The organism is Tunturiibacter gelidiferens, assembly GCF_013410115.1.
Taxonomy (GTDB): Bacteria; Acidobacteriota; Terriglobia; order Terriglobales; family Acidobacteriaceae; genus Edaphobacter; species Edaphobacter gelidiferens.
Genome location: NZ_JACCCV010000001.1, coordinates 2,848,858 through 2,871,843, shown reverse-complemented (window position 1 = coordinate 2,871,843; position 22,986 = coordinate 2,848,858). Strand labels below are relative to the sequence as shown.

The window sequence follows — 22,986 nt, the reverse complement described above, 5'->3', positions numbered from 1 at the left end:
TTCCTGCCCATCGGCAGTAAAACGCCATCCTCGTCGCAGAATCCTACGTCAATTCCCTTCGCGGGCGAACGAGTCCGGCTCGCATGAACTGGTTCGAGAACTCTATAACAAGTCCCCCAGCGCTAGGATCGCTTCCGGACAGGTTTAGTGCGTCGGAGTTCTTGCAGAAGCAACTGCAGACTTATACGGCCAACCCGGTCAACTCTTTGGTCGGATTAAAAGCTTGTTCGGGCGTATTTCCTTGGCCGAGCTAGATGCGTGGTGTTTATTGTTAAAACTTAATTCGAGCAAAACGTCTGTCCCGTACAAAAGTTCCGAGTCCACTCAGCTACGAGCCATCCATTCGCTGATGCGAGCGTGAAAGCTGCGGCTCATCGCAATTTTTTGACCGTCCACCAGCACGACCGTAAACTCTCCACTGGGTTCAGTCCGCACTTCCTTTAGATACTGCAAATTGACGATCGCGGAACGATGCACACGAAGGAACATTTGCGGGTCAAGCTTCTCTTCCAGATGGCTCATGGTCTCGCGCAGCAGGTGCTTTTCGGTTCCGGTGCAGATGCGCGCATAGTTCTCTTCCGCTCTGATCCAACGGATATCCGAGACAGGAAGAAACAAAATACGGCCGTGAGATTTGAAGACGATGCGTGTCGTGTAAGCGGGAGGATACTGGGTGCGGCCATTGCTACGTCCGGCATTTTCCTTTGAGGTGTAAATCTCTTCACGGGCGCGTTGCACTGCCGAATGCAAACGCTCGGAGGTGAAGGGCTTTAGCAGATAGTCGACTGCGTGTATCTCGAACGCGCGCAATGCGTAGCAGTCGTATGCGGTGGTGAAGATGATGCGGGGCACAACGGAGTCGCTACCGACAGAGAGTTTGCCGATGATATCGAAGCCGTCCATTCCTGGCATTCGAATATCGAGAAAAAGTAACTCCGGTCCAGTAGCACGCACCAAGTCGATCGTTTCGGAAGCTGATGCGCCTTCACCGACAATTTCGATCTCAGGCTCGTCGCGAAGCAACTGGCGCAGCTTCTGTCTCGCTAAGACTTCATCGTCCGCCAAGATAGCGTGGATCATCATGCACCAAACCTTGTCAGCGTCTCTGTAGGACTAGCAGAGAACTGTAGTGGGAGCGTTATAGTTACCTCGACCTGATCCCGTGCGACCTCGCGTATACAAAATGTATGTTGATCTCCATAGTGCAGCTGCAGGCGGCTCTTAATGTTGGCCAGCCCGACGCCTTGACCGTCAGAGGGTTTGGACGGATTCGAATTCAAGCCTGCACCGTTATTGAGAACACTCAGCTTCAGGCGCGATTCTTTTCTTGATGCCTCGATGTGAAGCAGGCCATTGCTGTCGAGCCTGGAGAGACCATGAGTGTAGGCGTTCTCGATGAGCGGCTGGAGAATCATTGCAGGCACAAGAGCATCATGCAACTCCGGATGTACCCATAGTTGCTGGTGGACACGGCCTGTGAATCTGCGCTCCTGCATTGCGAGATACATCTCCACAAACTCCATTTCGTCATTGAGACGAATGAACTGCACTGCGCCGCGCTCGAGGGTGATACGCAAGAGGCTGCCGAGTTGTTCCAACATTGTGTCGGCGGCAGCGATGTCGGTCCGCATGAGGCTGGAGATGCTGTTCATGGTGTTGAAGAGGAAATGCGGATTCAACTGCATGCGGAGAGCGGCTATCTGGGCCTGAGCCAGTTGCACCGACAATTGAGCGGCCGCAGCCTCTTTCTCACGGAATTTCTGGTAGTAGCCTACGCCGCGAAAGAGGGTGAATGCACCCCAGAAGATGACCATGTTGTCGACAAACTCTGCGTCTAAATGAAACGCCAGCCTGTGCCAATAAGTCATGTGCGGGCGGTTGAGCGGGAGTTGCGGGAAGCAAGCGACCCAGATCATCTCTTCCACAACACTGGTAACTATGCTGAGCGGAAGCACATGCGTGACAATACAGGATGTTTTTACCCGTTGAATCCGGGGCCCACACCATCTCCACAGCAACCAGCAGATGACACCCCACAAAAAATATTGCACCCACCATGCTGCAAAAAGGATGCCTATGCCTATACGGTAGCTCCATAGGCGCATAGTCATCCACTCCTGCAGGGCGAACAGGGTGCCCAGCAGGACCGACGCGCCCACAAAGATTACCGGATGCATGAAGAGTGGTTGTGCGCGTGTGCGACTTGTTGGCGGAAGGTTCAGGTAATCATCCTCTGCCTTCTTCCTTTACGGACGAATAGGAATGCAACCACACATTCTATTCCCCGACCTTGTCACGAGGCTGGCACGTAGAGCAGTTGACCAGCGTGAAGACCAGCCGTCGAGACTGCAAGTGCTGATGCGGGAAAGCGTTGCCGCTTGTCACTGTCTTTATTGACGAAGAGAAGAGGCGTGCGGTGCAGCCTGTACCAGGTATTTGCATCCGAGTCGAGCGCTCCGACCTGCTGAGTCCCCAGCCTTTTTGCCAGCGTCGCCAGGTCGTATTTGACCAGGCTCATCGCCAACTCTCCACCTTGGAGAACGGCCGTACGGAAGTGAAGGTAGGCAGCTTTGCTGTCTGCGGGAACACCTTTGCCGTCGCGTGCAAGGGCTCCGAGCACTACGGAAGATTTCCAGTAACCTGCGCTCGCTGCGGTTTCCAGGAGGGATGGTCCCTCCTGTGGAGACGTTGCTAGATCAGGATGGTTGACCAGGAGCAGGCCCACCGAGTGAATGGCCGGAATGTACCCATCGGCGGCAGATGAACGCAAAAAAGCCTCGGCTTTGCGAAGATCGTGGGGATGGTCGGCATCCACCGAGAAGAGTGTGCCGAGATTGTAGGCGGCGACAGGATCATGGAACTGCGCGCCGGTTTTGTACCAGGTTTCGGCGGCTGCTTTATCCTGCTTCACACCGATCCCAAAGTAATAGAGGTCGCCCAGATAACTGGCGGCTGCTCCGTCTCCCCTGCTGGCCGCTTCGCGAAAGAACTGCATGGCCAAATCCTCATCTTTAGCCACACCGAGTCCCCATACGTACACTACGCCAAGGTTCACTTTGGCTCTGGTGAGGCCAGAGGCGGCGGCGAGTTGGTACCAGTGCAAGGCACGTGCTTGATCGACCGGAACACCTATGCCAGCCTGATAGAAGAAGCCGATCTCATTTTCCGCCTCAGGATCTCCGGCTTCAGCGGCTTTTTGGTACCAGTACGCGGCCTGCTTCGCATCCTGCGTTACTCCGTTGCCTGTGAAGTAAGCCGCGGCCAGTTCAATTTGTCGAGAAGCGTAGCCCTTTTGAGCATCTGCCTTTAGCTGAGTGATATCTATTCCCTCTGCTGAAGCCGCGTAGCCTACAAGCAGGGTTACACCGATAGCGAGTAACAGGGCTCTTACGAGTTTTACGGAGACCAAGAGAGGGTTGCTAGTTGTTCGAACCATGATTTCCTCCAGCTTGTGGGATCTGGCCATGTCTCTGGGTCTTTCAACTAACTACATCCCATGAAGCGTAGCCGGCGCTACGTAGACTTGCGCGATTACGGGCGGGTGATCGGTTGGTTTCATGATTATGGGATCACTCGTCACCTGCAAAGACAACTCAACGACACTGGCATGCTGTTGATCGTGGCCAGGAGCAACTCGTCACATAATTGGAACTAATGTAATCGCGCCGCTCTTGTCTGCCTGGCAATTTCGTTGAGAGGCGGAAGTGTAGTTATCGGTTCCGCTGAATAATTTTTCTGACAATAAGTCACTGGCCTCGACACAGGAACTTACTGTGCAACCATACATCTGAAATGTGTGCTGACTAGCTGACATGTGACGGATAGCGGCGCGGAGTGACGAAGCTAGCTAAATTCGGGAAGAATGTGGGTCGGCGGAGAATAAATGAACTGTTGTCATCTCACATCAGTCATCAGTCGCAGTAATCAGTTCTCGGTGCGCGGAGATTCGTCACCTGCAAATCGACCCGCAGATTCTGCCGTTTGTCACATTCTGTGGGGCACTCGTCACAACGCTGTTGTTGACCCAGAAGTTAGGCACATAATGCACTGCACCGGGTTGCGGGTTGTGAATCTGTTTGCCTTGCAAGACGATCCATGCTCCGGGAGAGTGCGAAACAGCACGCGGCACGAGCAGTAACTGCCTTCACTACGAGTGGCTCAGATGTGACTTGAAGTCAACGATACGAAGGCCTTGAAGCCTTCCATTTTGCGATGATTCGGAGTCGGAACGGAAGGCCGGCTTGCATCAACACTTGAAGGAGTCCAGCCATGTTCAAACGCATCTCGGTTCACGCGTCGATTCTTTTCGTCCTGCTTTTCCTGTCTGTTTCTCCAGCTCTGCTAACAGCGCAGACCGATTCCGGCATCGTGTCGGGACTAGCGGTCGATCAAAGTGGGGCTCTCGTCTCCGATGCTACGGTAACGCTCACCAATACGGGGACAAACGCTGAACGGACGGTGACTACGAATCATAGTGGCGAGTACACGTTTCCTCCTGTGTCTGCCGGCATTTATACGGTCAGGGCGGACGCTCCAGGCTTTCAGCGGTTTGAGGCGCGGGTCGAAGTCACTGTTGGTGGGCACGCGACGGTTCCGATAAAGTTCGCTCTCAGTGGTGCGCAACAGACAGTGACCGTGATTGATCAGGGCGGGACGACCGTCAATACGCAGACTCAGGAAGTGTCGCAGATCGTGAGCAGTGTCCAGGTCTCGGAGCTGCCCAGCCTTACTCGCAATCCCTACGATTTTGTCTCGATCTCCGGCAATATCAGCTCTGGAGACAAAGTAGCGCAGAGTGGCGCGACAAAGACCACCGGCGATCAGAATGACACGACGCGTGGCGTTGGATATTCGCTCAACGGCCAACGGTCCAGTGGCACAGAGATCCTGTTGGATGGGGTTGAGAATGTTGACTCCTACGTGACCGGCCCCGAGGTCACGGTGCCGATCGATGCGGTGCAGGAGTATCGCATTACGACCAGCAACTTTGAGCCACAGTACGGTCGCGCGTCAGGCGGTGTCGTCAGCGTCGTTACCAAATCGGGGACCAATCGATTTCATGGGGGCGCCTGGGAGTTCAATCGCTTGGCGGCCTATACTGCCAATACTGTTCAGAATGCGCAGAGTGGGGTGCCGAAGGGCGGCTATACGCGCAACCAGTTTGGCTACGACGTCGGTGGACCAATCTTGAAAGATCGACTGTTCTTCTTCCAGAGTACTGAGTGGGTGAGGGTGCGTAGCGCGGGCAATCAGATCTCGCTGGTGCCGACGCCGCAGTTCTTGGCGGCCTCCAATTCGGCCACGCAGGCCTTCTTCACGCAATATGGTTCTCCGGCTCCGGCTTTTACCCAGACGTTGAGCAAGGACGACGTAGTGGCTTCGGGTGTGACTCCGACTGCTGGTGGGCCGTTTGATCTTTTGTCGGGAAGCACGCCGGTGTTCGGAATAGCTCCGTTCACTTCTCCTACCAACGCCGGAGGTGGCTCTCCGCAGAACACGTATTACTTGATTGGACGTGTGGATTTTAATGCAACCCCAAGAACTCAGATGTACGGGCGGTATGTCTTTTACAACGAGCTGGATGAGACTGGCGCCATGTTCAGTACGCCGTACTCGCAATATAACGTTGGGAGTTCCGAGCGGGATAACGCCGCTCTCTTCGGTCTGACGCACGAGTTTTCCGGTTCCCTGGTGTCCAGCACGAAGTTGAGCTTTACTCGTCACACGCTAAGTCAACCGTTCGATACGTCGCAGCAGCACACCCCTACCTTATTTCTTTATAACAATGCGACGATTGGAGGAAATCTGGTTCAGTTTCCTGGCTTCTACAGTCAGTTTGAAGGAACAGGAGGACTTCCATCCGGAGGACCACAGAATACTGTCCAGATAAGCCAGGACATCGACTGGACGAAGGGTCAACACTCCTTCAAGGCCGGTACTCAATTGCTTTATATCCAGAACAACATCACCTATGGCGCCTATGCGCAGGCAGTTGAGGGGATCGGTACAAGTGCTCCAACGGGACTGGATAACTTTTTGAACGGCACGCTCTCGATCTTTGAGGGCGCCGTTGACCCACAAGGAGCGCTGCCTTGTGTACGGGACTACGCGACTGGCGATCTGGTCCAGACGCCGCAATGCCAGATCACTCTACCCGCGTCGCAACCGAACTTTGCCCGTAGCGACCGGTTCAAGGACTGGGCGGTGTACGCGCAGGATGCATGGAAGATCACACCGCGCTTCACGCTCAACTATGGTGTGCGCTACGAATACTACGGGATTCAGCACAACAATAAGCAGGGCCTCGATGCCAACTTCTACTACGGCCCTGGTGCTACGCTTCAAGAACAGATTCGTAGTGGCCAGGTGTTCACGGCTCCTAATAGTCCGATCGGTAAATTGTGGAATCCGCAGTACGGCACTGTGGGACCTCGTATCGGCTTTGCTTACGACATCAACGGTGATGGCAAGACAAGTCTGCGTGGCGGATATGGAATAGCTTACGAGAGGAACTTTGGAAATGTGACGTTCAATGTCATCCAGAATCCTCCCAACTACGCCGTGGTCCAGATCACGACACCCTCGCCTATAACGACGAACAACGCTGGTCCCATTGGCGGCTCCAGCGGAACGGTCCCGCTTCCGCCAACCAGCTTGAGAAATGTAGATGAAAACATTCGTACGGCGGCAACGCAGTTTTATAGCCTGACGGTTGAGAGGCAGCTCGCGAATAACGTCGTTGCATCCGTCGCTTATGTCGGTTCGCGGGGGACACATCTTTACGACGTGAAGGGCTACAACATGCTTGGCGCCGGGAACGTCTATCTCGGCGACCCTGTTCAGGACGCTAGCGGCAACTTCATCTACTCGCGGCTTAATAATCAGTATGGGTCGATCAATAATCGTGGGAGTGAGGGAGATTCTTACTACAACGGCTTGAACCTTGGTTTTCAGATGACAGATCTCGAACGCACGGGGCTCATTATCACGGCCAACTATACAGTCGCGCATTCGACTGACAATCTGAGCTCGACGTTTTCAGAGAGCAATAGCTCGGTGAATGGCATTGGGAATCTTGGTTATCTCGATCCCTTCAATCCTGGACTGGACCATGGGGCATCTGACTTTGACATCCGTCAGCGATTCGTTCTGGCGCCGATTTACAGGACCCAGTGGTTTAAAAATGATCATTCCTTCGCCGGGAGACTCCTGGGAGGATATGAGGTCACTGGTATTTACACTGTCCGCACTGGAACGCCATTCACGGTCTCAGATAGCAGTAACTCGCTGAACCGCAGCGCCGGGGTCGGCATACCTCGCTACACGCCGGGCACAACCATCTCGAACTACAGTTTCACAAAAGCGAAAGATAAGAATGGCTCCGGCGCGAACCTCTACGACCTGGTCTCTTTACCGGCAGCCGTAAGCTACGGAAATCCGGCTCTGGGGGGGATATCCGACTTCGGGCCATATCCCTTTGCGATGACTCATCGGAACGCGTTCTCCGGACCTGGCGCGTGGAACTTCGATCTTGCGGCAAGTAAAAGCCTTCTGATTAGAGAAGGTATTGAGATTGAATTGAGAGCAGAAGGCTTTGATATCTTCAACCACCATAACCTTTACATTACTGAGTCCAATAACGACGTTGCCAACTACGGCTATGATGGCGCAACCATCCCTATCCAGGCAAAGAAAGGTGGCGTCAATGGTGGTGCGAACGATGAGCGTCGCTTCGGTCAGTTTGCTCTGAAGGTTAAGTTCTGAGGCATTCTCCTCGGAGAAACGCCTTCGCCTCCACGGCAGCGGCGTAGGGATTGTTGTTCGAATGGACGATGTATGTCATAGTGAAACCCTTCAGCGCTGCCAACCGGTCGGCTCGCTCATATGTAATCTGGCGTAATCCTTAGCTTGCTGCAATCCCTGCGTTTGAGAGATCTTGCTCGGGAAAGCGAGAATGATGATTCGAAGGCGAGCAACGCGGGTAGAGCTATCTATTGGCGGATCTTAAGATGGGGCGAGCAAGCGTCTGAGAATGGATTAGCCAGGAACGTACCCGCTATTCCAGAGACAAGAATGGTTCCGTCGGAGTTGAAATGTGCGGAGCGGAACTCCTCTTCTGGAAGATCGTTGAGCCTCCTCCAGCTTTCACCATTGTCCTGACTGGTGTAGACGCCTGTGAGCGAAGTAACGACCTCTCGGTTTGGTTTGGACGGGTCGACCTCTATGCTGTAGGCCCGAACGTTGGAACCTGTTTCATCTGTGGTTCTGTGCAGGAGAAACCTTGCATTGGTGACTCTCCTTACGGTGCCCGGGCCTGATGGGTTATAGACACCCCAGCATGCAGCTAAATGAAGACCGCCGACCACACTCATTCCATGGATCGCAGAGTCAGGGCCCACTCCCTCGATGCGGCTCCATTTCTCGGAATGTAGGTTGAGAAGGTAGACCTGATCCCCCGTTCCTAGATAGAGGAAGCCTGGGTCCAATCTTTTGGGATCGTCAAACTGAATGGAGAGAAGATCCATGTCGGTTGGAAGATGAGCGATGGGGCCATCTTCGATCCATGAGCCATCATTATCTTTGTGGTAGCGAAGTAGCTGGGGCTCGAGGTCAAAGTAGCCATAACCGATAAGGAGATGTTTTCCGTCGGCCGTTATTTGGACTACGTTTGCCCTTATGGGGTCACCTGCTTTTTTCGTGATGGGGGTCTTGGGAGGTGAATCCGGAACGCGAGGACCGGCTATAGGTTTCACCAAAGTGTCCGACGTATCTGGTCGAGGAAATACCTGAAAGGCTCCCCTTTGCGTTGTGATCACGAAGTAGGCTCCGCCGGGAGACACAATGAAGCCGTTACGAAGCCCCTCGCCGATTCGCGCATCGAAGTATCGGGAGTCCACTCGTGCGATCTGAGTCCATGTCGCGCCGCCATCGGTCGACTTCGATATGTACATGGCTCTTTGCTGAGCGGGAACCTCGCTGCTGAGGTCCGCAGTAAGACCCCAAATTACGTCGGGATCGCTGGCGTCAGGATCGGGGTCGCTGGCTATGGCTTCGATAAAATCACTTGCGAACCGATGACTTCCTGGAAGGCTGGTTACTCGATGAACGAAACAGCTGTCTGTGTCACTTCCTGAATTGGCCGGCGACGAGCTGGTGACGACACCGTGGTTCGGTGCGGGAGTTTGAGGTGGTGAAGTCTGTCCCGTCCCCGTCAAGGGAAGCGCCAGCATCAGGAATAGACCTCTCCCGCTGCGGGCGACGCGACTTGTGTGTCTGTGTGCCATAACCAGAACGCCTTCGATTTGGCTGGAACCAACACCTCAAATTTACTTCAAGGTGCAGGATCTGCCGAGCGTATCTGGGTGATTGGCGGGAATCAGTCTCCTGCAACTGCCATCTCGTAGTGATTCCCTGTTTGACTACGGAGGGACTGCTCGAAGGCGGCGATCTGTGTTTCGATATTAGACTCCGCGTTTCGTCGTTTGACAATGTCTTCGCGATAACGACGCAGGAAGTAGTCGATCGTCTCAACGCGAATACGGATTGAACCAGAGGGTTTGTTTTCATCTAGATCTTTGAAGGAGAAATAGGGTGTGCCTGACTGTTCGATGATGCCTTCGATGACCCCGTAGATCGGGGCGTCGTGACCGCATTTGAAGCTTGAGACCTCGAGAGCGACCAGATTTGGATGGCGAGCCGTGAACTTCGCTGCCCACACCTTATGGTTGGTGCTGGTCGAGTAGCGGTTCTTCCACACATCACTGATGTCGAGCGGGTGCGTGATGAGACCTGCACGAACCTCTTCTCCGAAGAGACGGTCGAGCAGGTCCTCATCGAGGGGCAAGGTGCTTTGTGAGAAGACCGGATAGCCAAGCTTCTGAAACTCTTCCATGATCTCGTGGTTCAGGCCTGGGTCGTGGTGGTAGACGCGGCCCAGCATGACGATGCCGATGCGGTCTTCGCGTTCGAGTTGATCGAGCGTTGCGCGCGCTTGTCGACGGATGTCTGATTCGCATTCGTGGAGAGACTTGAAGCCGACGGCGATGGCCCGCTCGTTCTCTTCTCGGGTGAGGCCGAGGATTGGCTCCCAGGCTTTGAACATCTGGTCGGCACAGACTTTTTCATCCTGGAGGTTCAGGATTGGATCGAGGTAGAGGACATTGTTTTCAGCGAAGATGTCGCTCTCTTTGGTGAAGGCCGCCTTGACCGTCTCGGGTGTTGCGGTCACGGTCGGGCAGGCGTTCGAGCCGGTGAGATTTACGAGATGTGAATGCAGGACGTCGTACATTGGGAACCAAATCGCGTGAAGAGGTTTTTTCGCGTGCTTGACCGCAAGTAAGTTGTAGACGTGCGCGATCCCGATCTTCGACGGATAGCAGGGATCGATGGCGCCGCGACTCGCCCCTGCACGATATAGCTCTGGTGTTGTGTAATCCGAATAGATTATGTTTTCGGATTTTACCCCGAGGCTGGTGAAGTATGCGTTGAAGAATGGCGCGTAGGTGTAGGTGTTCAAGAGACGTGGGATGCCCACACGAAAGTCTTTGCGCTGCGTCATTCGAGCAGCCCGTTCCTTAGTGGCCCTAGAGATGAACAAGCCCTTAGTGGACGGCAACGAATCTGAGACAACTTCAACATCACGTTGACGGAAGACATCGTGGGCTGCGATGTCGACGTAGTTGGGATTAACGGCTTTGATTTCGTCGATGTCGGCTTTGATGTCCTTCATCTCGTCGAGGTCTTCGACGGTTCCCTTCTCGCAGGTTGCGATGATCAGACGCTGTTCACCTTTTCGTAGAGGAACTTTGGTTTTACGAGGCTGGAATTCTACGGGCTTTGGTAGTTCGACCACTTTGCTTGATCCGGGCGCAAGTTGGATCTGAACGAGAGGCTCGATCTTGGCCTTGAACACAGATGGCGAACTGAGGCTTCCACTTGTGCTGCATGACCCGTGAGATTCGACGGGAGGGAGATTGGCTTCGATTTGTTCGAGCGGCGGCAGAGTATTCATGACCTCCGCAACTTCTGCCGGAGTGGCAGCACGATCTTCATGGACAGCATGGGCGTGAGAGTGTTCGGAGCTTTGTTGTCCGGTTACGTCGACATCGATGAAGGTTCGAAGGCAGTTGTTTTTGCAGAAGTAGCAGCGTGTGTCTTCGTTGCGCGTAGTGCGATAGCGAATGTTCGCGACAGCTTCGAGGCCGACGAATGTGGTTTTCCGACCGTTGCGCCAGAGACGCAGAGACTCCTGGGCCGCGCCGATTGCGCCGGATTCGCCACAGTGCTCGTGGACGATGATCTCCGGCTCTTTGCCGTTGGCGCGGAAGCTTGATTTGATGAAGTCCACTTCGGCTTTGACTACGGCGAGATTATTTTGCGTTCCGCCTTGAAGCACGAAACGTGAACCGAGAGCTGCCAGATTTGGGATGCTGGCTACGTATAGAAAGACATTTTTGGGTAGCACATCTGCTAGACCTGCGAGGATCTCCTCCGAGCGCCAGCCTTGACGTTGGAAGTTAACGATGTCCGACTGCATGAAGACAGCGCAACCGTAGCCGAAGGATGGCATCGATTTTGCGGAGAAGGCCAGATCGGCGAACTCCTCGACTTTCATGCCGAATCCCTCGACAGTCGATTGCAGGAAGTATCCGTTCCCTGCTGAGCACTGAGTGTTTAGTTTGAAGTCTTTTACGCGACCGTCTTTTAGGACGATGAGTTTGATGTCCTGGCCCCCCACATCCACGATGACGTGGGGATCTTCATAGAATTTCAGCGCTGATTCTGTATGGGCCACGGTTTCGACGAGCGCCACATCTGCGTTTAAGACATCCTTGATGATGTCCTTTGCGTAGCCGGTTGAGCCGACGCCGAGCACCTCGAGGGTTGCGCCCTTGCTCTCTATCTGTTCGCGGAGATGCTCAAACATCTCGATCGTATCCTGAATCGGATTGCCGTTTGAAAGCTGGTAGGTCTTGCAGAGAATCTCTCCGTCGGTACCGAGTACTACTGCCTTGGTCGAGGTGGAACCGCCATCGATTCCGACGAATCCGGAGACGACTTGACCTGGCAGAAACTCCGCAGGGGTGAACTTCTTTTTCTTATACGCGGATTTGAAGGTAACGAGTTCTGCGTCCTCTGCGACGAGGCCCTTTCCTCCTGATATGGCCTTCTCTTCTGCGCGCCCGTAGTCGATGTAATAGACAAGCTTGTCGGCGCCAAGATATCGTCCTACCTCTGACTCTTCCTCTTTACCGAACTCGACCGACCCCAGAGCCGCGAAGTATTGGGCGTTCTCAGGGACTTTGATCAATTCTTCGGGAGTCATGCCGTCGGGAATCTCAACCTTGCGCTCCTTCCACATACGCGGAATGTTGGTCTGCCACGCTTCGCGCATGCCGCGGATGAAACCGTTCGGGCCACCAAGCAGAAGGACGTGGGGACGGAGCGTGTGCCCGCGAGTTAGGACGCTGAGATTTTGCAGCACGATGGCTTCAAAGAGCGAGGCCATCAGTTCGTCCGAAGGGGTGCCGGTTTTCTGCAGGCCGTTGATGTCGGTTTCAGCAAAGACACCGCACTTCCCTGCTACCTTGTGCAGCTTGATGTCGTGGTATCCCTGATTTGCGAGCTCTGCTGCAGGAATTTTCAGCTTGGCGTTGATCTTGTCGATGACCGCTCCTGTGCCGCCGGCGCATTTGTCGTTCATCGATGGGATCTTCTTCTTGCGGCCCGTCTCTTCGTCGTCTTTGAAGACAATGATCTTCGCGTCCTGTCCGCCTAACTCGATGACGGAGTACACCTCGGGATGAAGTTTTTCGACGGCGAGTGAGACAGCATGGACCTCCTGGACGAACTTCGCGCCGATCATCTCGGCGATTGTTCCGCCACCCGATCCTGTAATGAAGATGCGTGTATTACCCGGTGAGATTCCGGTGTCCGCTTCCATGCGGCGCAGAAACTCGAGGACTTTTTCTGGTTGGCGCGTCTCGTGGCGCTGGTAATCCTGCCAGATGGTCTTGTCAGATGCGGCATCGACCACAATCGCTTTGACGGTTGTAGAACCTACGTCCAAGCCAACCAGAAACTGATCCATTCTCTTCTCCTCTATGCCGATTGTTCGAATGGAAAGCTTGACTGCTTACGCCACTTGCTGCAGCGGAGCCGACGTGCGAGCCGTCCGACGATAAGCGCTATCTTTGTCGATGAGGTCGCTGACATGCCAGGCAAACTGGGCTGCGGTCCCGGCGATGCCGTTCCGATGCGGAACCTTGTAGAGGGCCTGCTTCAGGACGGGATGATGCTCGACGTAGGCTCGCAGTTCTTCGAGGGACTTCCCTGTCTGCTCCAGAACACCGTCGAATTCGGCGCGTGCCTTCGCTTTGGCTTCGGCGAGCGCCATCTGAACTCGGCTGTGCGCGTTGACCTCGCCCTCGCCTGAGGTTTCTATCGGCAGGAAGATCATGTCTTTGTACCTGTTCACGACTCTAGATTGAACTCCGTCGGATTGCGTGGAAGGCATGCAACCGAAGGGCTTCAGAGCGAGCACCATGTGACACAGGTGATTCACGGTGTAGTAGACGTTCTTGCCGACTTCCATGTAGCCCTCTCCACCGCGAGCTAGCTGATGGTAGAAGGGATGTGCCAGGCGCGAGAGTTCTTTTTGCGGGATCAAATGGTGGGCCGTGTCTCCCAGATGTTTGATCGTGCGGTGATAGAAGAAAGTCCACATGGCGCTGCCGGCGCTGAGGCCTCCGGTTTTTTTGAATACTTTGAAGTCGTTTGCGAGCCTTTTTTTAAGTTCGTACCACTTGGGGTCGCGGTAGGGAGCCTCGGCGTCGGCGCGGGCCTTCGCTCCTTCTTTGGCGACGTACATCATGTATGCGATCCAAGTGGCGATCGGTTCGACCAACACCTGCGCGCCTTCCTTTTCAAGGAAGGCAAACATGTTGAAGTTGCCGTCCCCTTCGGTGGTCTGAGCCCAGAACTCTCCGGTAATCTTTATGACTGGCTTTACGCGAAGGCGGTCTACTTGGATTGCGTTGATGCTGTCGCGGCATGCGTGCAGCGCATCCACATACTCCTTGCCGTATAGATTATGACCGACCTTCCCAAGAGTGCAGCCAATGCCGGATAGCATCTTATTCTTCTCGATGTATGGTCTTGCCCACGCTGGGGCCGCCTCCATGATGTGCCACCGCTTGCGGTCACGCAAAGTGTCGGTTAATACCTTCACCGAATCATGTATGACGCGGTCTGTCTCGCCTTTATTAACTTCGAAGGGGCGCACCTGGTAGACCAGTTCGTTGATTACGTCTCCTAGATTGAGGGCATTCAACATTCCCATTCCGAAGTCGACTGAAAATTTTAGACCGGGCTCTCCGCTTGCGGCCTTGATGCCGTCGGTTTGTTGAAATAACAGCACGCGAAAGCCCTCGAAGCCCGCATTTTGAAGGGCAAATCGGTACTCAGCTTCATACATGCCAAAGCGGCAAGGTCCGCAGGATCCTGCCGTGAAGAAGACATAGTTATCGATAATCTGTTTACGCGTCTGGCCTTGTTGTTCCAGCATCTGAAGATAGCGCACCAGATTGCCCACAGTGAAGTAGGTCGGATTGCACTGTCCGTTGTTGCCGAACTCCTTCCCTGCCTGAAAATCAGCGACGACCGGTGTGGGAATGTTCTCGCAGCGATAGCCGCTGCCGTGGAAGACCGCCTTGATCATCTCCTCGTGCTTCCAGGTGAGTCCGCCAAAGAGAATCGTAACGTAGTCGCGTTCGTCCGCCTTGAATGTGCGCTCTATCGGCTTTTTGAACTCGCGCATGCGCGCCAATCCAGCTTCGGCACGAAGACGGGCACGTTCGGCGTCGATACGAGCCTGGATCTCTACTTCGAAGTCGGTTTGAACGATCTCTTCGATTTCCGGCATTTGCGTCTCCTTATACTTACTCTGTGGTTTTTCGATGGGTCGGATCTCGGGATTTCTTCGGCGCTACATCTGGCCTTTCACTCCCTGGAATCCGTGAGCCAGCTGTTTGAAGAAATATTTGATGACACGCTGGTCGTTGTAGCACCAGCCTAGGATGTGATTGAGAGTTGAGAAGCAGTGCGTCTGGCAGGTCTCTTTCTGATGATCGAGTTGCTTGGTTTCGAATTTGTGATTACCGACCACGCCCCAGTCATAACTCGCTGTGTACATCGGGAAACAAGGAGCCAATGTTCCGTCGACGCGAATGATCATTGAGTTTTGACCGGCGCGGCAGTTCCAGGGAAAGTGGTTCCCTTTCATGAAGTCGACCATCTGCCAGAGGCGCGAGTTGGAGTTGACCATCTTGTACCCGGCGTCCTGCTTCTGGGTCAACCACTGAATCGTCTCTTCGACAGCGGGCCAGTCATCCTTGGTGATGTAGGTGACGTTGTTGGCTGCGTGCTTGAAGTGCTCGTCCTGTTCAAGAAGCGGAGACTCGTTGATGTGATAGTCGGTCGCGATACCGTTGTTATGAGCTATCTCGGTCAGCTCTCGGACATCGTCCAAATTGTTGCGGCAGATGTTGATGTTGAGGAAGACGGAGTATCCGTATCCGTACTGCTTTCGTACGAGGTAGTCGAACTGCTTGCGAATCGGAACAAGCGCCTTCGGCAATCCTTGTTTTACGTCGACTGCGTCGACGGCGATGTTGAACGTCGACATGCCTGCGTCGGCCAACTTGTCGATTACATCGGTGCGCAAGAGGCGCGCGTTGGTGGGGAGATAGATCCAGAAGTTCTTCTTCGCCGCGTAGTAGGTAATGCGGTGAATCAAGTCGGGCCGGAGAAGGGGTTCGCCTCCCATGTAGGCAAGTACCCGGCACCCTGTACCGTGAAGCCAGTCGATGGACCGCTTCGCCGTATCCTCAGTCATCCCCTTCACTTGATTGTCGAAAGCCCAGCAATAATGGCAGTCGAGATTGCACTTGAACTCAGTGAAGAGGTATGCGATGAGTGGATGGAAGTCGCCTGCAGTGACTCTCGAACGAACATAAGGGAAGAGCCAGCCCTGCATTGCATGGTAGATCTGGCCGGGAGCCCATTTGCGTTTTTCAGGTGTGACCCACCCATCATTCCAATCGATTGGTCCGAGAAGTTCAGGATGCTGCGGAAACACAGGGTCGGGAAAAGTTTGTGGTGTTCCGACGGGCTGCAGGCCCGGTGTATTTGCGGTGGATTTGGTGAGTAGGTCGTGCAATGGGACATCAAGCCGAAAGCTCGGTGGTGGTTCGGTGTGTTCCTCGAGGTGCATCCGGGCCCCCCTTTGAAAGATAGAGACACTATTCCGAGATACTGGAAGATGGAGCGCTTAGTCGCAGGTACGACCCACCCAGAGCAACCGCAGGGCCACACGATCTACAATTTTGTTTCGACCGTAAACTCTTGATGACAAAAGAGGCAATGTCTGTCGTACTCTATGGAAGACGCAGGGATCCGACGATGTATGCCAGCCTGTTGACTGGGTGCCAATCAATTGGCAGCCATATGCCGATCTGAGTTACGCTGTTGGTTGACGCAAACGGGAAGTCCCGAATCTATCAATGTTTGCCACTTTAATCCTCTAATTTTCATCTATCAGAAATCGATGGAAGGAGGGAGGTTATCAGTCGGGTATGAGGAGTTCGCCTCTCCACCATATTTCCCCGGTCGATATCGCTACAAACGTCGAACAAATGGGGGATCTTTTACGCTTCGCGCACAACCTGGATGCTTATCGCGATCCGGAACAACTTCTGCGTTGTCTGCCGGCGGAACTGTCGTCTGTTGTGGTCTCCAATACGACTGCGTTGATTCAGATGACCGGTACGGATCTTTCCTGGTACGCGGTAGACGGTGAGACATCTGCAATCGGCCTGCAACCCGATCTGCCGCAAAGGCGAGATGAGATCAGTGAGTTCTTAACCGCGCATCAGCAGCCAGTCGTTTTGGCATCGCTTGATAGGGAGGCCAGATTTCCTGGGATTGTTCGATTCTTCCGCACGCACGGAAATCAATCGCTTTGTGTACTTCCTCTAAATAAGGCAGGCGGTCGCGCGGGGGCTCTCTGCTTTGCAAGAAAGGAACCTGATGGCTTCTCGGAAAGAGAGGTCGGCCTTCTCTCTTTCTTATCGGACTATGTTGGTTTGGCGATTGACGACAGACTCAACCTGGCACATTCGGAGGCCGTTCGAGCCCAGTTGGAGAGCGAACAGACCAAGCTTAATCTCATTCTCGATCTGAATAACAGCGTAGTTTCCAACCTGGAACTTGGAGAAGTGCTTCGGTCCGTTTCGCCAAATATTCGCAAAACCATGCGGCTGGAAAGCGTAGCTGTCATGCTACCCGATACTGCACACGAACATCTTCAACTCTATGCCGTGGATTTTTCAGATCGTAAAGAGAATCTTTTCCAGCACATGTCGGGGCCAGTCGAAGGTTCACTCGCGGGGCAGGTCTTTTGCTCCGGGAAGCCGTGGGTGGGTGATCGCGAAGAGTGGAATATATCTAGTTCTGAGAACAGGGCCAGCTTGGGCGATGGCACGGTGACCATCTGCATGATCCCGCTGATCCGTTGCAAGAATGTATTGGGCGTCCTCTGTTTAGCGAGGGCGCAGAAGAGCGGATTCACGAGGGAAGATATTGAATTTCTCTCGCAAATCGCAGGCCAAGTGGCTATTGCCATCGACAATGCATTTGCCTATCAGCGCATTACCGAGCTTTCCGACAAGCTCAGGCAGGAGAAGCTTTACCTTGAAGATGAGATCCGCAGCGAGCTTAACTTCGAGGAGATCATTGGGAACAGTGCTGTGCTCCGACAGGTGCTACGCCAGGTTGAAGCAGTTGCGCCAACTAACTCAACCGTTCTTATCCAAGGAGAGACGGGAAGCGGAAAGGAGCTGATCGCTCGTGCGGTCCACAACCTCAGCCGCCGTCGCACCCACCCCTTTGTGAAGCTGAACTGCGCTGCCATTCCGACGGGTTTACTGGAGAGCGAACTCTTCGGGCATGAGAAGGGAGCATTCACCGGCGCCATCGCTCAGAGGATGGGCCGTTTCGAACTAGCGTCGCAAGGGACCATCTTTCTTGATGAAGTCAGTGAGATCCCTCTGGATCTTCAGCCGAAGCTCTTACGTGTCCTGCAGGAGCGGGAGTTCGAACGGTTAGGAAACTCGCGCACTCTGCGTACTGACGCCCGTCTCATTGCAGCCACGAACCGCGATCTGAATGCGATGGTGGAAGAACAACGGTTTCGATCCGACTTGTTCTATCGGTTGAACGTGTTCCCAATCTATGTTCCACCACTGAGAGAGCGCAAGGAAGATATCCCGTTTCTCGTCAGGCACTTTGCCCAGCATTTTGCCCGCAACATGTCGAAGGAGATCGATACGATCTCGACTGAAACGATGAATTCGATGGTCAGTTATCCGTGGCCCGGGAATATTCGTGAACTTCAAAACGTCATCGAACGGGCGGTCATTTTATCGAAGGGGCCTGAGCTTCAGGTGCCGCTCGCAGGACTGAAGACGAAACCCACCGATGCGAACGGTCAGTTGAACGGAGCTACGACCCTGGAAGAGATTGAAAGAAAGCATATTCTCTCGATTCTGGAGCAGACTAACTGGGTCTTTGCGGGGCCGAACGGAGCTGCCGCAAGGCTTGGAATTAAGCGTCCCACGCTGCAATTTAGGATGCAAAAGCTGGGAATTTCTCGCCCTAGAAAACTTTGAAACTTAAGTTTGGCACGAAAGAAGCGGTGAGAAACGTGCCAACGATCTGGCATCCTGCCAACTTATCGGCATCTACCCGACAGTGTTCGGCACATCGATTTATTACTAATCGCCTCAACTACCAACATCAATAGACTGGTCGCATTTTAGGTATGCGGATTGCTTGCAGAGAGAGATGCCAGGTATACCCTGCGAGGCCGGGGATTAGGTGTGTCGGGACGTCGCCGACTCTTGAGCATGCGATCCGGATGGGAGAATCAGTGATGTAGTGAATCTGGAAGACACTCACCGACACATCGGATTGTAAGGACGAGCAAGATGTTACGAATCACGATGACCGAGGACAAGTCGGAGCAGCGGTGGGTGCTTCAAGGTCGGCTGACAGCATCGTTTCTGGAGGAACTGATAGCAAGTTGGCGCGCCAATCGAGATCGTCGACCAACTTTGAACCGTGTTGTTGATCTCGACGAGGTTACGTGCATCGATAAAGACGGTGAACAGGTCCTCCTCATGATGATCAGGGATAGAGCTAAGTTCGTAGCAAGTGGTTTGTATACCAAGCATCTGCTGGAATCGCTTTCACGGAGCGATGCGAACTCTCAAGTCGAGTCCGAAAAAACGTAGACAAACTAAGACGTCGGATTTGTTTCGATCTGCCTACAGCAGAATCCAAAAACTTTGGCTAGCGCCAGGACTCGATGGTTGCGTGCATCGGGACTGGATGGTTTAGATTGGGGCACGGGTTCGGCAGAAGTATTCTGTTCTCACTAATCTGAATCTGAGACGTCTTATTTCTGGCGAGGTGCCGCTTCGTGTACACAAACCGAATCGTCTGCAGCGTTCGACGCAACGATTCGATACCTTTTTTTGTGATTCTGGTTTGTACTCTGCTGGGTCAGCAGATGCGTTGTCCCGCCCAGATTGGCGGCACCGCAGGAGCAGGCACGTCGATTGCGAGTTCAGGGGCTCCCGACCTGGTCTCCGGGACGGTGATAAATGCTGCCACCGACCAACCGGTTCGGAGAGCGCTGGTTCGGTTGAACAACCGGGCAGTACTAACCGATAGCGAGGGCAGGTTTCGGTTCGAACAGAACAAAGAAAGCAGCGTCAACATTCTGGTTACCAAGCCCGGATTTTATGCCAGCGCGGAGTATGGCGATGCCGGTAATCTCTATCTCCAGTCCAGCCAACTAGCCGCACCGCTTGAACTTCGAATCTTTCCGGAAGCACTGCTCACCGGCGTAGTGCTGGCTCCCGATGGAACCCCGCTTCCAGGTATTTCGGTGAATGCGATCAGAAGTGTGTACGACGATTTGGGGCGTCGTTGGATTCCCGTTGATCAGCGCCAAACAGACTCATATGGACGTTTCCGAATTCCTGTTCCAGCAGGCGAATATCGAGTGCAAACGCACTACTCTCTACTAAATACGCCCATTGCCGAAGCTGTGCTTGCAGTTGCAGTTCCGAGTGGAAGCACAAGTAACGCTTCACCGTTAGTTCGGATTCACAGTGGAGAAGAACAAACTTTTGAGCTGAGGCCAACAGTCAGTCCGATCCGTACCGTCGGAATCTCGCAATCTTCGGCCGATCGAGGTTTCATGAGGGTCTCTGCCCGCGCCAGCGATGGAGACGCGTTGCAGGTCAACTCGATGCTGGAGAATGGCGGCGAGAGGAAGATACAGCTTCCTCAGGGAACCTATGCGTTGACGGTCCGAACGGTGGCCGATATAGATAGTGCCGAGATGGCGGAGACAACGGTTACGGTTCCGGATCACGATATCTCTGGGGTGGTTCTGCGGTTCTCGCCTGTGCCGTCTATTCCGGTGGAGCTGTTGATCGATGAATCTTCTTCGTCCGACATAACTCCGCCTGGACTGCAGCAGCTAGGCCTCAGCCTGCAAAGCGGGCAGACTGATCTGGACGGCGGGTACGCGAGTCTGGGGTTGTCTCCCCGGGCTAATCAGGCCTTCTTCTTCTCGGCTCCTCCAGGCAGTTATCGGTTGGCGGGGCGCAATAGCGGCGCCTGGTATATCAAGTCTGCCAGCTATGGCGACTCTGATCTGCTGGAACAGGAACTGGTCGTAGCGCCGGGAGCCTCCGGCACTCCGATACGCGTTCTAGTCAGCAATCAGACAGGGGCTTTGCAGGGAACGGTGCACCTCGACGGCGCCCCTGTGGCTAGTTGGGTGTGTGTGATTCCGAGAGGCCCAAGCGCACAGGTGGAGTACAGTACCCGCAGCAGTTCGACAGGCAGCTACAGTTTTTCTCATCTCCCGCCCGGGAGTTATCAGGCTATTGCATTTCCGCGACGGCACTCGGCCGACTACCGTGATCCCGAGAGCCTGACGCCGTTTGGTGATCACGTGCAATCGGTTACGGTCAATGCCGGCGATAAATCCACGTTGAACCTTGATGTCGTGCCGGCGACTGAGGCGATTCCATGAGATGGAGTCTTGTTGGGCCTCTGTCGCTGCTCTTTGCCGGAGCTTTGTGCGGAGAGATGGTACGGGCACAAACTCGAGCGCAGACGAAACCGGAGATGAAGCACAGTATAGTCGTTACACATTATGCGATCACCGGTATCGTTGTCAGCAGTATTGATGAGAGCCCAGTTCCTCACTGTAGGCTGACACCGAAGCTCGAGGTGCATGGGAGCTTCGGGAATCGCCGCTTCCCTGCCTCGACTGACAGTTTTGCGGCCGATGACCATGGTCGCTTCTCGATTCCGGTACCTTCGGCGGGAGCGTGGAACCTGATGGCGAGTGCTCGCGGCTACGTTACGCAGTCTTTTGAAGAACACGGTGCCTTTTCATCGTCGGTTGTACTGACAGCCGATTCGCCGACGATCGATATACGCTTCACGCTCAGTCCCGAGGCCAGCATCAAGGGCCTCGTTCTGGATGAAGCCGGGGAGCCAGTGAGAGACGCACAGATCTCTCTTTCCCTGGTGCCACCGCCAAGTCCAGGAGGTCCGCCAGCTAACGGAAGCGCGGGAGCGAACGCTAGAACCGATGATCGTGGCATGTATGAGTTGGCGAATCTGTCGCCTGGAAGCTATCGCCTGATGGTTCGGGCGCATCCCTGGTACGCTGAGGCCACGCAGCAAAGTGGATCATCGGTTGATGACGAACCGCCGCTCGATCCGTCTTTCGACGTCGCATATCCGCCAACCTGGTTTCCAGGAAGCAGCGACGTTTCGACCTCTGAGACGATTGTTCTCCATGCCGGTGATACACGTCAGGCAGACTTTCATCTGGTTCCGATCCCCTCGATCCATCTGAAGATCATTCCACCAACAGGAACTGTTGGGTCGGGGGCGGTCAACGGTCGCCAAGGACAAGCATTTCCGATGGTGGAAGAGATTACTCCGGGTTCAAACGGCCCCCGCGCAATTTCGGTTACGACCCGTCGAGACCCACAAGGAGAATTTGATGTTAGCGGGTTAACGCCAGGGCTGTACCAGGTGCGGCTTTTGATGCCAGGCGAGGAGGCGCGCTCCACGATGGTCGACGTGAAGGCCAACTCTGTTCGAACACTCGATCTCGGTGCTCCGGCGAGCGATATCGCAAGAATTACGATGCACATCGATGGGTTTACTGGTGGGACTGCCGAAGAGTCAGGCAACCGACGCGGCGGTGGGCTTCGCGTCAACCTGATCGATACTGATACGCAGCATGGGACGTTCTCTTCCATGGGCAATGAAGGCCGGTTTGCAGGCCGACGCGTCTCGAAAGAACCAACCACAGACCGCACCCTTGAGGTTCCTCCAGGGCGCTACGAAGTTGTTTTGCAGGGAGGACCGAACGTCTATCTGATTGGATTAACCACCAAGGGAGCCGACGTCTCGGGACGGTATGTGACGGTGCCTGCGGGTGAGACGACACTTACGGTGCATGTTGCGAATGGCCGTACTAACCTGAGCGGAATCGCGACGCTTGAAGGAAAACCTGTGATGGCAGCAATGGTCCTGCTGGTTCCTATCACGATTGAAGAGCCTGACTCCATTGGTTTTTTGCGTCAGGACCAGACGAATACAGATGGGAGTTTCGACATCGATAACGTAATCCCGGGCAAATACATTTTGTTAGCCATCGATCGTGGGTGGCAGATCAACTTGGGAGATCGATCTACGCTGCGCCGCTATCTGACGCAAGGCGTGCCGATGGAGCTGAAGCCGTCTGCAACCGTAAAACAGAACGTAATTGCCCAGACTCCATAAGGGTAAGTGGATGTGCCGGGCATCGGAAGCCTTCAAGTT

The 22,986-nt window shown here is 54.3% G+C and carries 12 protein-coding genes; 5 read left to right on the top strand and 7 right to left on the bottom strand.

Annotated elements, in window-relative coordinates; translation table 11 throughout:
* Positions 1–324: 324 nt before the first annotated feature.
* The 3 genes from HDF12_RS11990 to HDF12_RS11980 all read right to left on the bottom strand — a co-directional run bounded on the left by HDF12_RS11990 (position 325) and on the right by HDF12_RS11980 (position 3,436).
* Positions 325–1,083, bottom strand: coding sequence for a LytR/AlgR family response regulator transcription factor (locus HDF12_RS11990; RefSeq protein WP_179583132.1), 759 nt, complete (start codon positions 1,081–1,083; stop codon positions 325–327).
* Complete coding sequence (locus HDF12_RS11985) at positions 1,080–2,177, bottom strand: sensor histidine kinase (protein ID WP_179583129.1); 1,098 nt, start codon at positions 2,175–2,177, stop codon at positions 1,080–1,082. The genes HDF12_RS11990 and HDF12_RS11985 overlap by 4 nt, the downstream gene beginning before the upstream one ends.
* 116 nt (positions 2,178–2,293) lie before the next feature.
* Positions 2,294–3,436 (bottom strand): tetratricopeptide repeat protein, encoded by a 1,143-nt coding sequence (locus tag HDF12_RS11980; RefSeq protein WP_179583127.1) that lies wholly within the window; start codon positions 3,434–3,436, stop codon positions 2,294–2,296.
* Between the two features lie 833 nt (positions 3,437–4,269).
* On the opposite strand from HDF12_RS11980, the gene HDF12_RS11975 reads away from it, so the two are divergent.
* Positions 4,270–7,764 carry a TonB-dependent receptor gene (locus HDF12_RS11975; protein ID WP_179583125.1) on the top strand — a complete coding sequence of 1,165 codons (3,495 nt, stop codon included), beginning with the start codon at positions 4,270–4,272 and terminating at the stop codon, positions 7,762–7,764.
* Between the two features lie 227 nt (positions 7,765–7,991).
* Here HDF12_RS11975 and HDF12_RS11970 read toward each other — a convergent pair whose 3' ends face one another.
* From HDF12_RS11970 to HDF12_RS11955, 4 genes are all read right to left on the bottom strand, one after another.
* Positions 7,992–9,284 (bottom strand): beta propeller repeat protein, encoded by a 1,293-nt coding sequence (locus HDF12_RS11970; protein ID WP_179583123.1) that lies wholly within the window; start codon positions 9,282–9,284, stop codon positions 7,992–7,994.
* A 92-nt stretch (positions 9,285–9,376) separates the two neighbouring features.
* A complete protein-coding gene (locus tag HDF12_RS11965; protein ID WP_179583121.1) occupies positions 9,377–13,090 on the bottom strand; it encodes a BadF/BadG/BcrA/BcrD ATPase family protein in 3,714 nt (1,237 codons plus the stop codon).
* A gap of 45 nt (positions 13,091–13,135) precedes the next feature.
* The gene (locus HDF12_RS11960; RefSeq protein ID WP_179583119.1) at positions 13,136–14,923 is read right to left on the bottom strand and encodes an activator of (R)-2-hydroxyglutaryl-CoA dehydratase; all 1,788 of its coding nucleotides are present in this window, start codon (positions 14,921–14,923) and stop codon (positions 13,136–13,138) included.
* Between the two features lie 63 nt (positions 14,924–14,986).
* Positions 14,987–16,273: a radical SAM protein gene (locus HDF12_RS11955; RefSeq protein WP_179583117.1), complete on the bottom strand. Its 1,287-nt coding sequence runs from the start codon at positions 16,271–16,273 to the stop codon at positions 14,987–14,989.
* Between the two features lie 361 nt (positions 16,274–16,634).
* Between HDF12_RS11955 and HDF12_RS11950 the strand changes: the two genes are divergently transcribed.
* The 4 genes from HDF12_RS11950 to HDF12_RS11935 all read left to right on the top strand — a co-directional run bounded on the left by HDF12_RS11950 (position 16,635) and on the right by HDF12_RS11935 (position 22,947).
* Positions 16,635–18,728, top strand: coding sequence for a sigma 54-interacting transcriptional regulator (locus tag HDF12_RS11950; RefSeq protein ID WP_257025529.1), 2,094 nt, complete (start codon positions 16,635–16,637; stop codon positions 18,726–18,728).
* A 333-nt stretch (positions 18,729–19,061) separates the two neighbouring features.
* Complete coding sequence (locus tag HDF12_RS11945) at positions 19,062–19,352, top strand: hypothetical protein (RefSeq protein ID WP_218892356.1); 291 nt, start codon at positions 19,062–19,064, stop codon at positions 19,350–19,352.
* 188 nt (positions 19,353–19,540) lie between these two features.
* The gene (locus HDF12_RS11940) at positions 19,541–21,172 is read left to right on the top strand and encodes a carboxypeptidase-like regulatory domain-containing protein (RefSeq protein WP_179583113.1); all 1,632 of its coding nucleotides are present in this window, start codon (positions 19,541–19,543) and stop codon (positions 21,170–21,172) included.
* 95 nt (positions 21,173–21,267) lie between these two features.
* Positions 21,268–22,947, top strand: coding sequence for a carboxypeptidase-like regulatory domain-containing protein (locus HDF12_RS11935; RefSeq protein ID WP_179583111.1), 1,680 nt, complete (start codon positions 21,268–21,270; stop codon positions 22,945–22,947).
* The last annotated feature ends 39 nt before the right edge of the window (positions 22,948–22,986 follow it).

What these genes read in the sequence shown, in the direction of transcription:
- HDF12_RS11970 (WP_179583123.1), bottom strand. Translation starts at nt 9,284, where the DNA reads ATGGCACACAGACACACAAGTCGCGTCGCCCGCAGCGGGAGAGGTCTA.
- HDF12_RS11990 (WP_179583132.1), bottom strand. Translation starts at nt 1,083, where the DNA reads ATGATGATCCACGCTATCTTGGCGGACGATGAAGTCTTAGCGAGACAG.
- HDF12_RS11980 (WP_179583127.1), bottom strand. Translation starts at nt 3,436, where the DNA reads ATGGTTCGAACAACTAGCAACCCTCTCTTGGTCTCCGTAAAACTCGTA.
- HDF12_RS11945 (WP_218892356.1), top strand. Translation starts at nt 19,062, where the DNA reads ATGACCGAGGACAAGTCGGAGCAGCGGTGGGTGCTTCAAGGTCGGCTG.
- HDF12_RS11955 (WP_179583117.1), bottom strand. Translation starts at nt 16,273, where the DNA reads ATGCACCTCGAGGAACACACCGAACCACCACCGAGCTTTCGGCTTGAT.
- HDF12_RS11935 (WP_179583111.1), top strand. Translation starts at nt 21,268, where the DNA reads ATGAAGCACAGTATAGTCGTTACACATTATGCGATCACCGGTATCGTT.
- HDF12_RS11985 (WP_179583129.1), bottom strand. Translation starts at nt 2,177, where the DNA reads ATGCATCCGGTAATCTTTGTGGGCGCGTCGGTCCTGCTGGGCACCCTG.
- HDF12_RS11960 (WP_179583119.1), bottom strand. Translation starts at nt 14,923, where the DNA reads ATGCCGGAAATCGAAGAGATCGTTCAAACCGACTTCGAAGTAGAGATC.
- HDF12_RS11950 (WP_257025529.1), top strand. Translation starts at nt 16,635, where the DNA reads ATGAGGAGTTCGCCTCTCCACCATATTTCCCCGGTCGATATCGCTACA.
- HDF12_RS11965 (WP_179583121.1), bottom strand. Translation starts at nt 13,090, where the DNA reads ATGGATCAGTTTCTGGTTGGCTTGGACGTAGGTTCTACAACCGTCAAA.
- HDF12_RS11975 (WP_179583125.1), top strand. Translation starts at nt 4,270, where the DNA reads ATGTTCAAACGCATCTCGGTTCACGCGTCGATTCTTTTCGTCCTGCTT.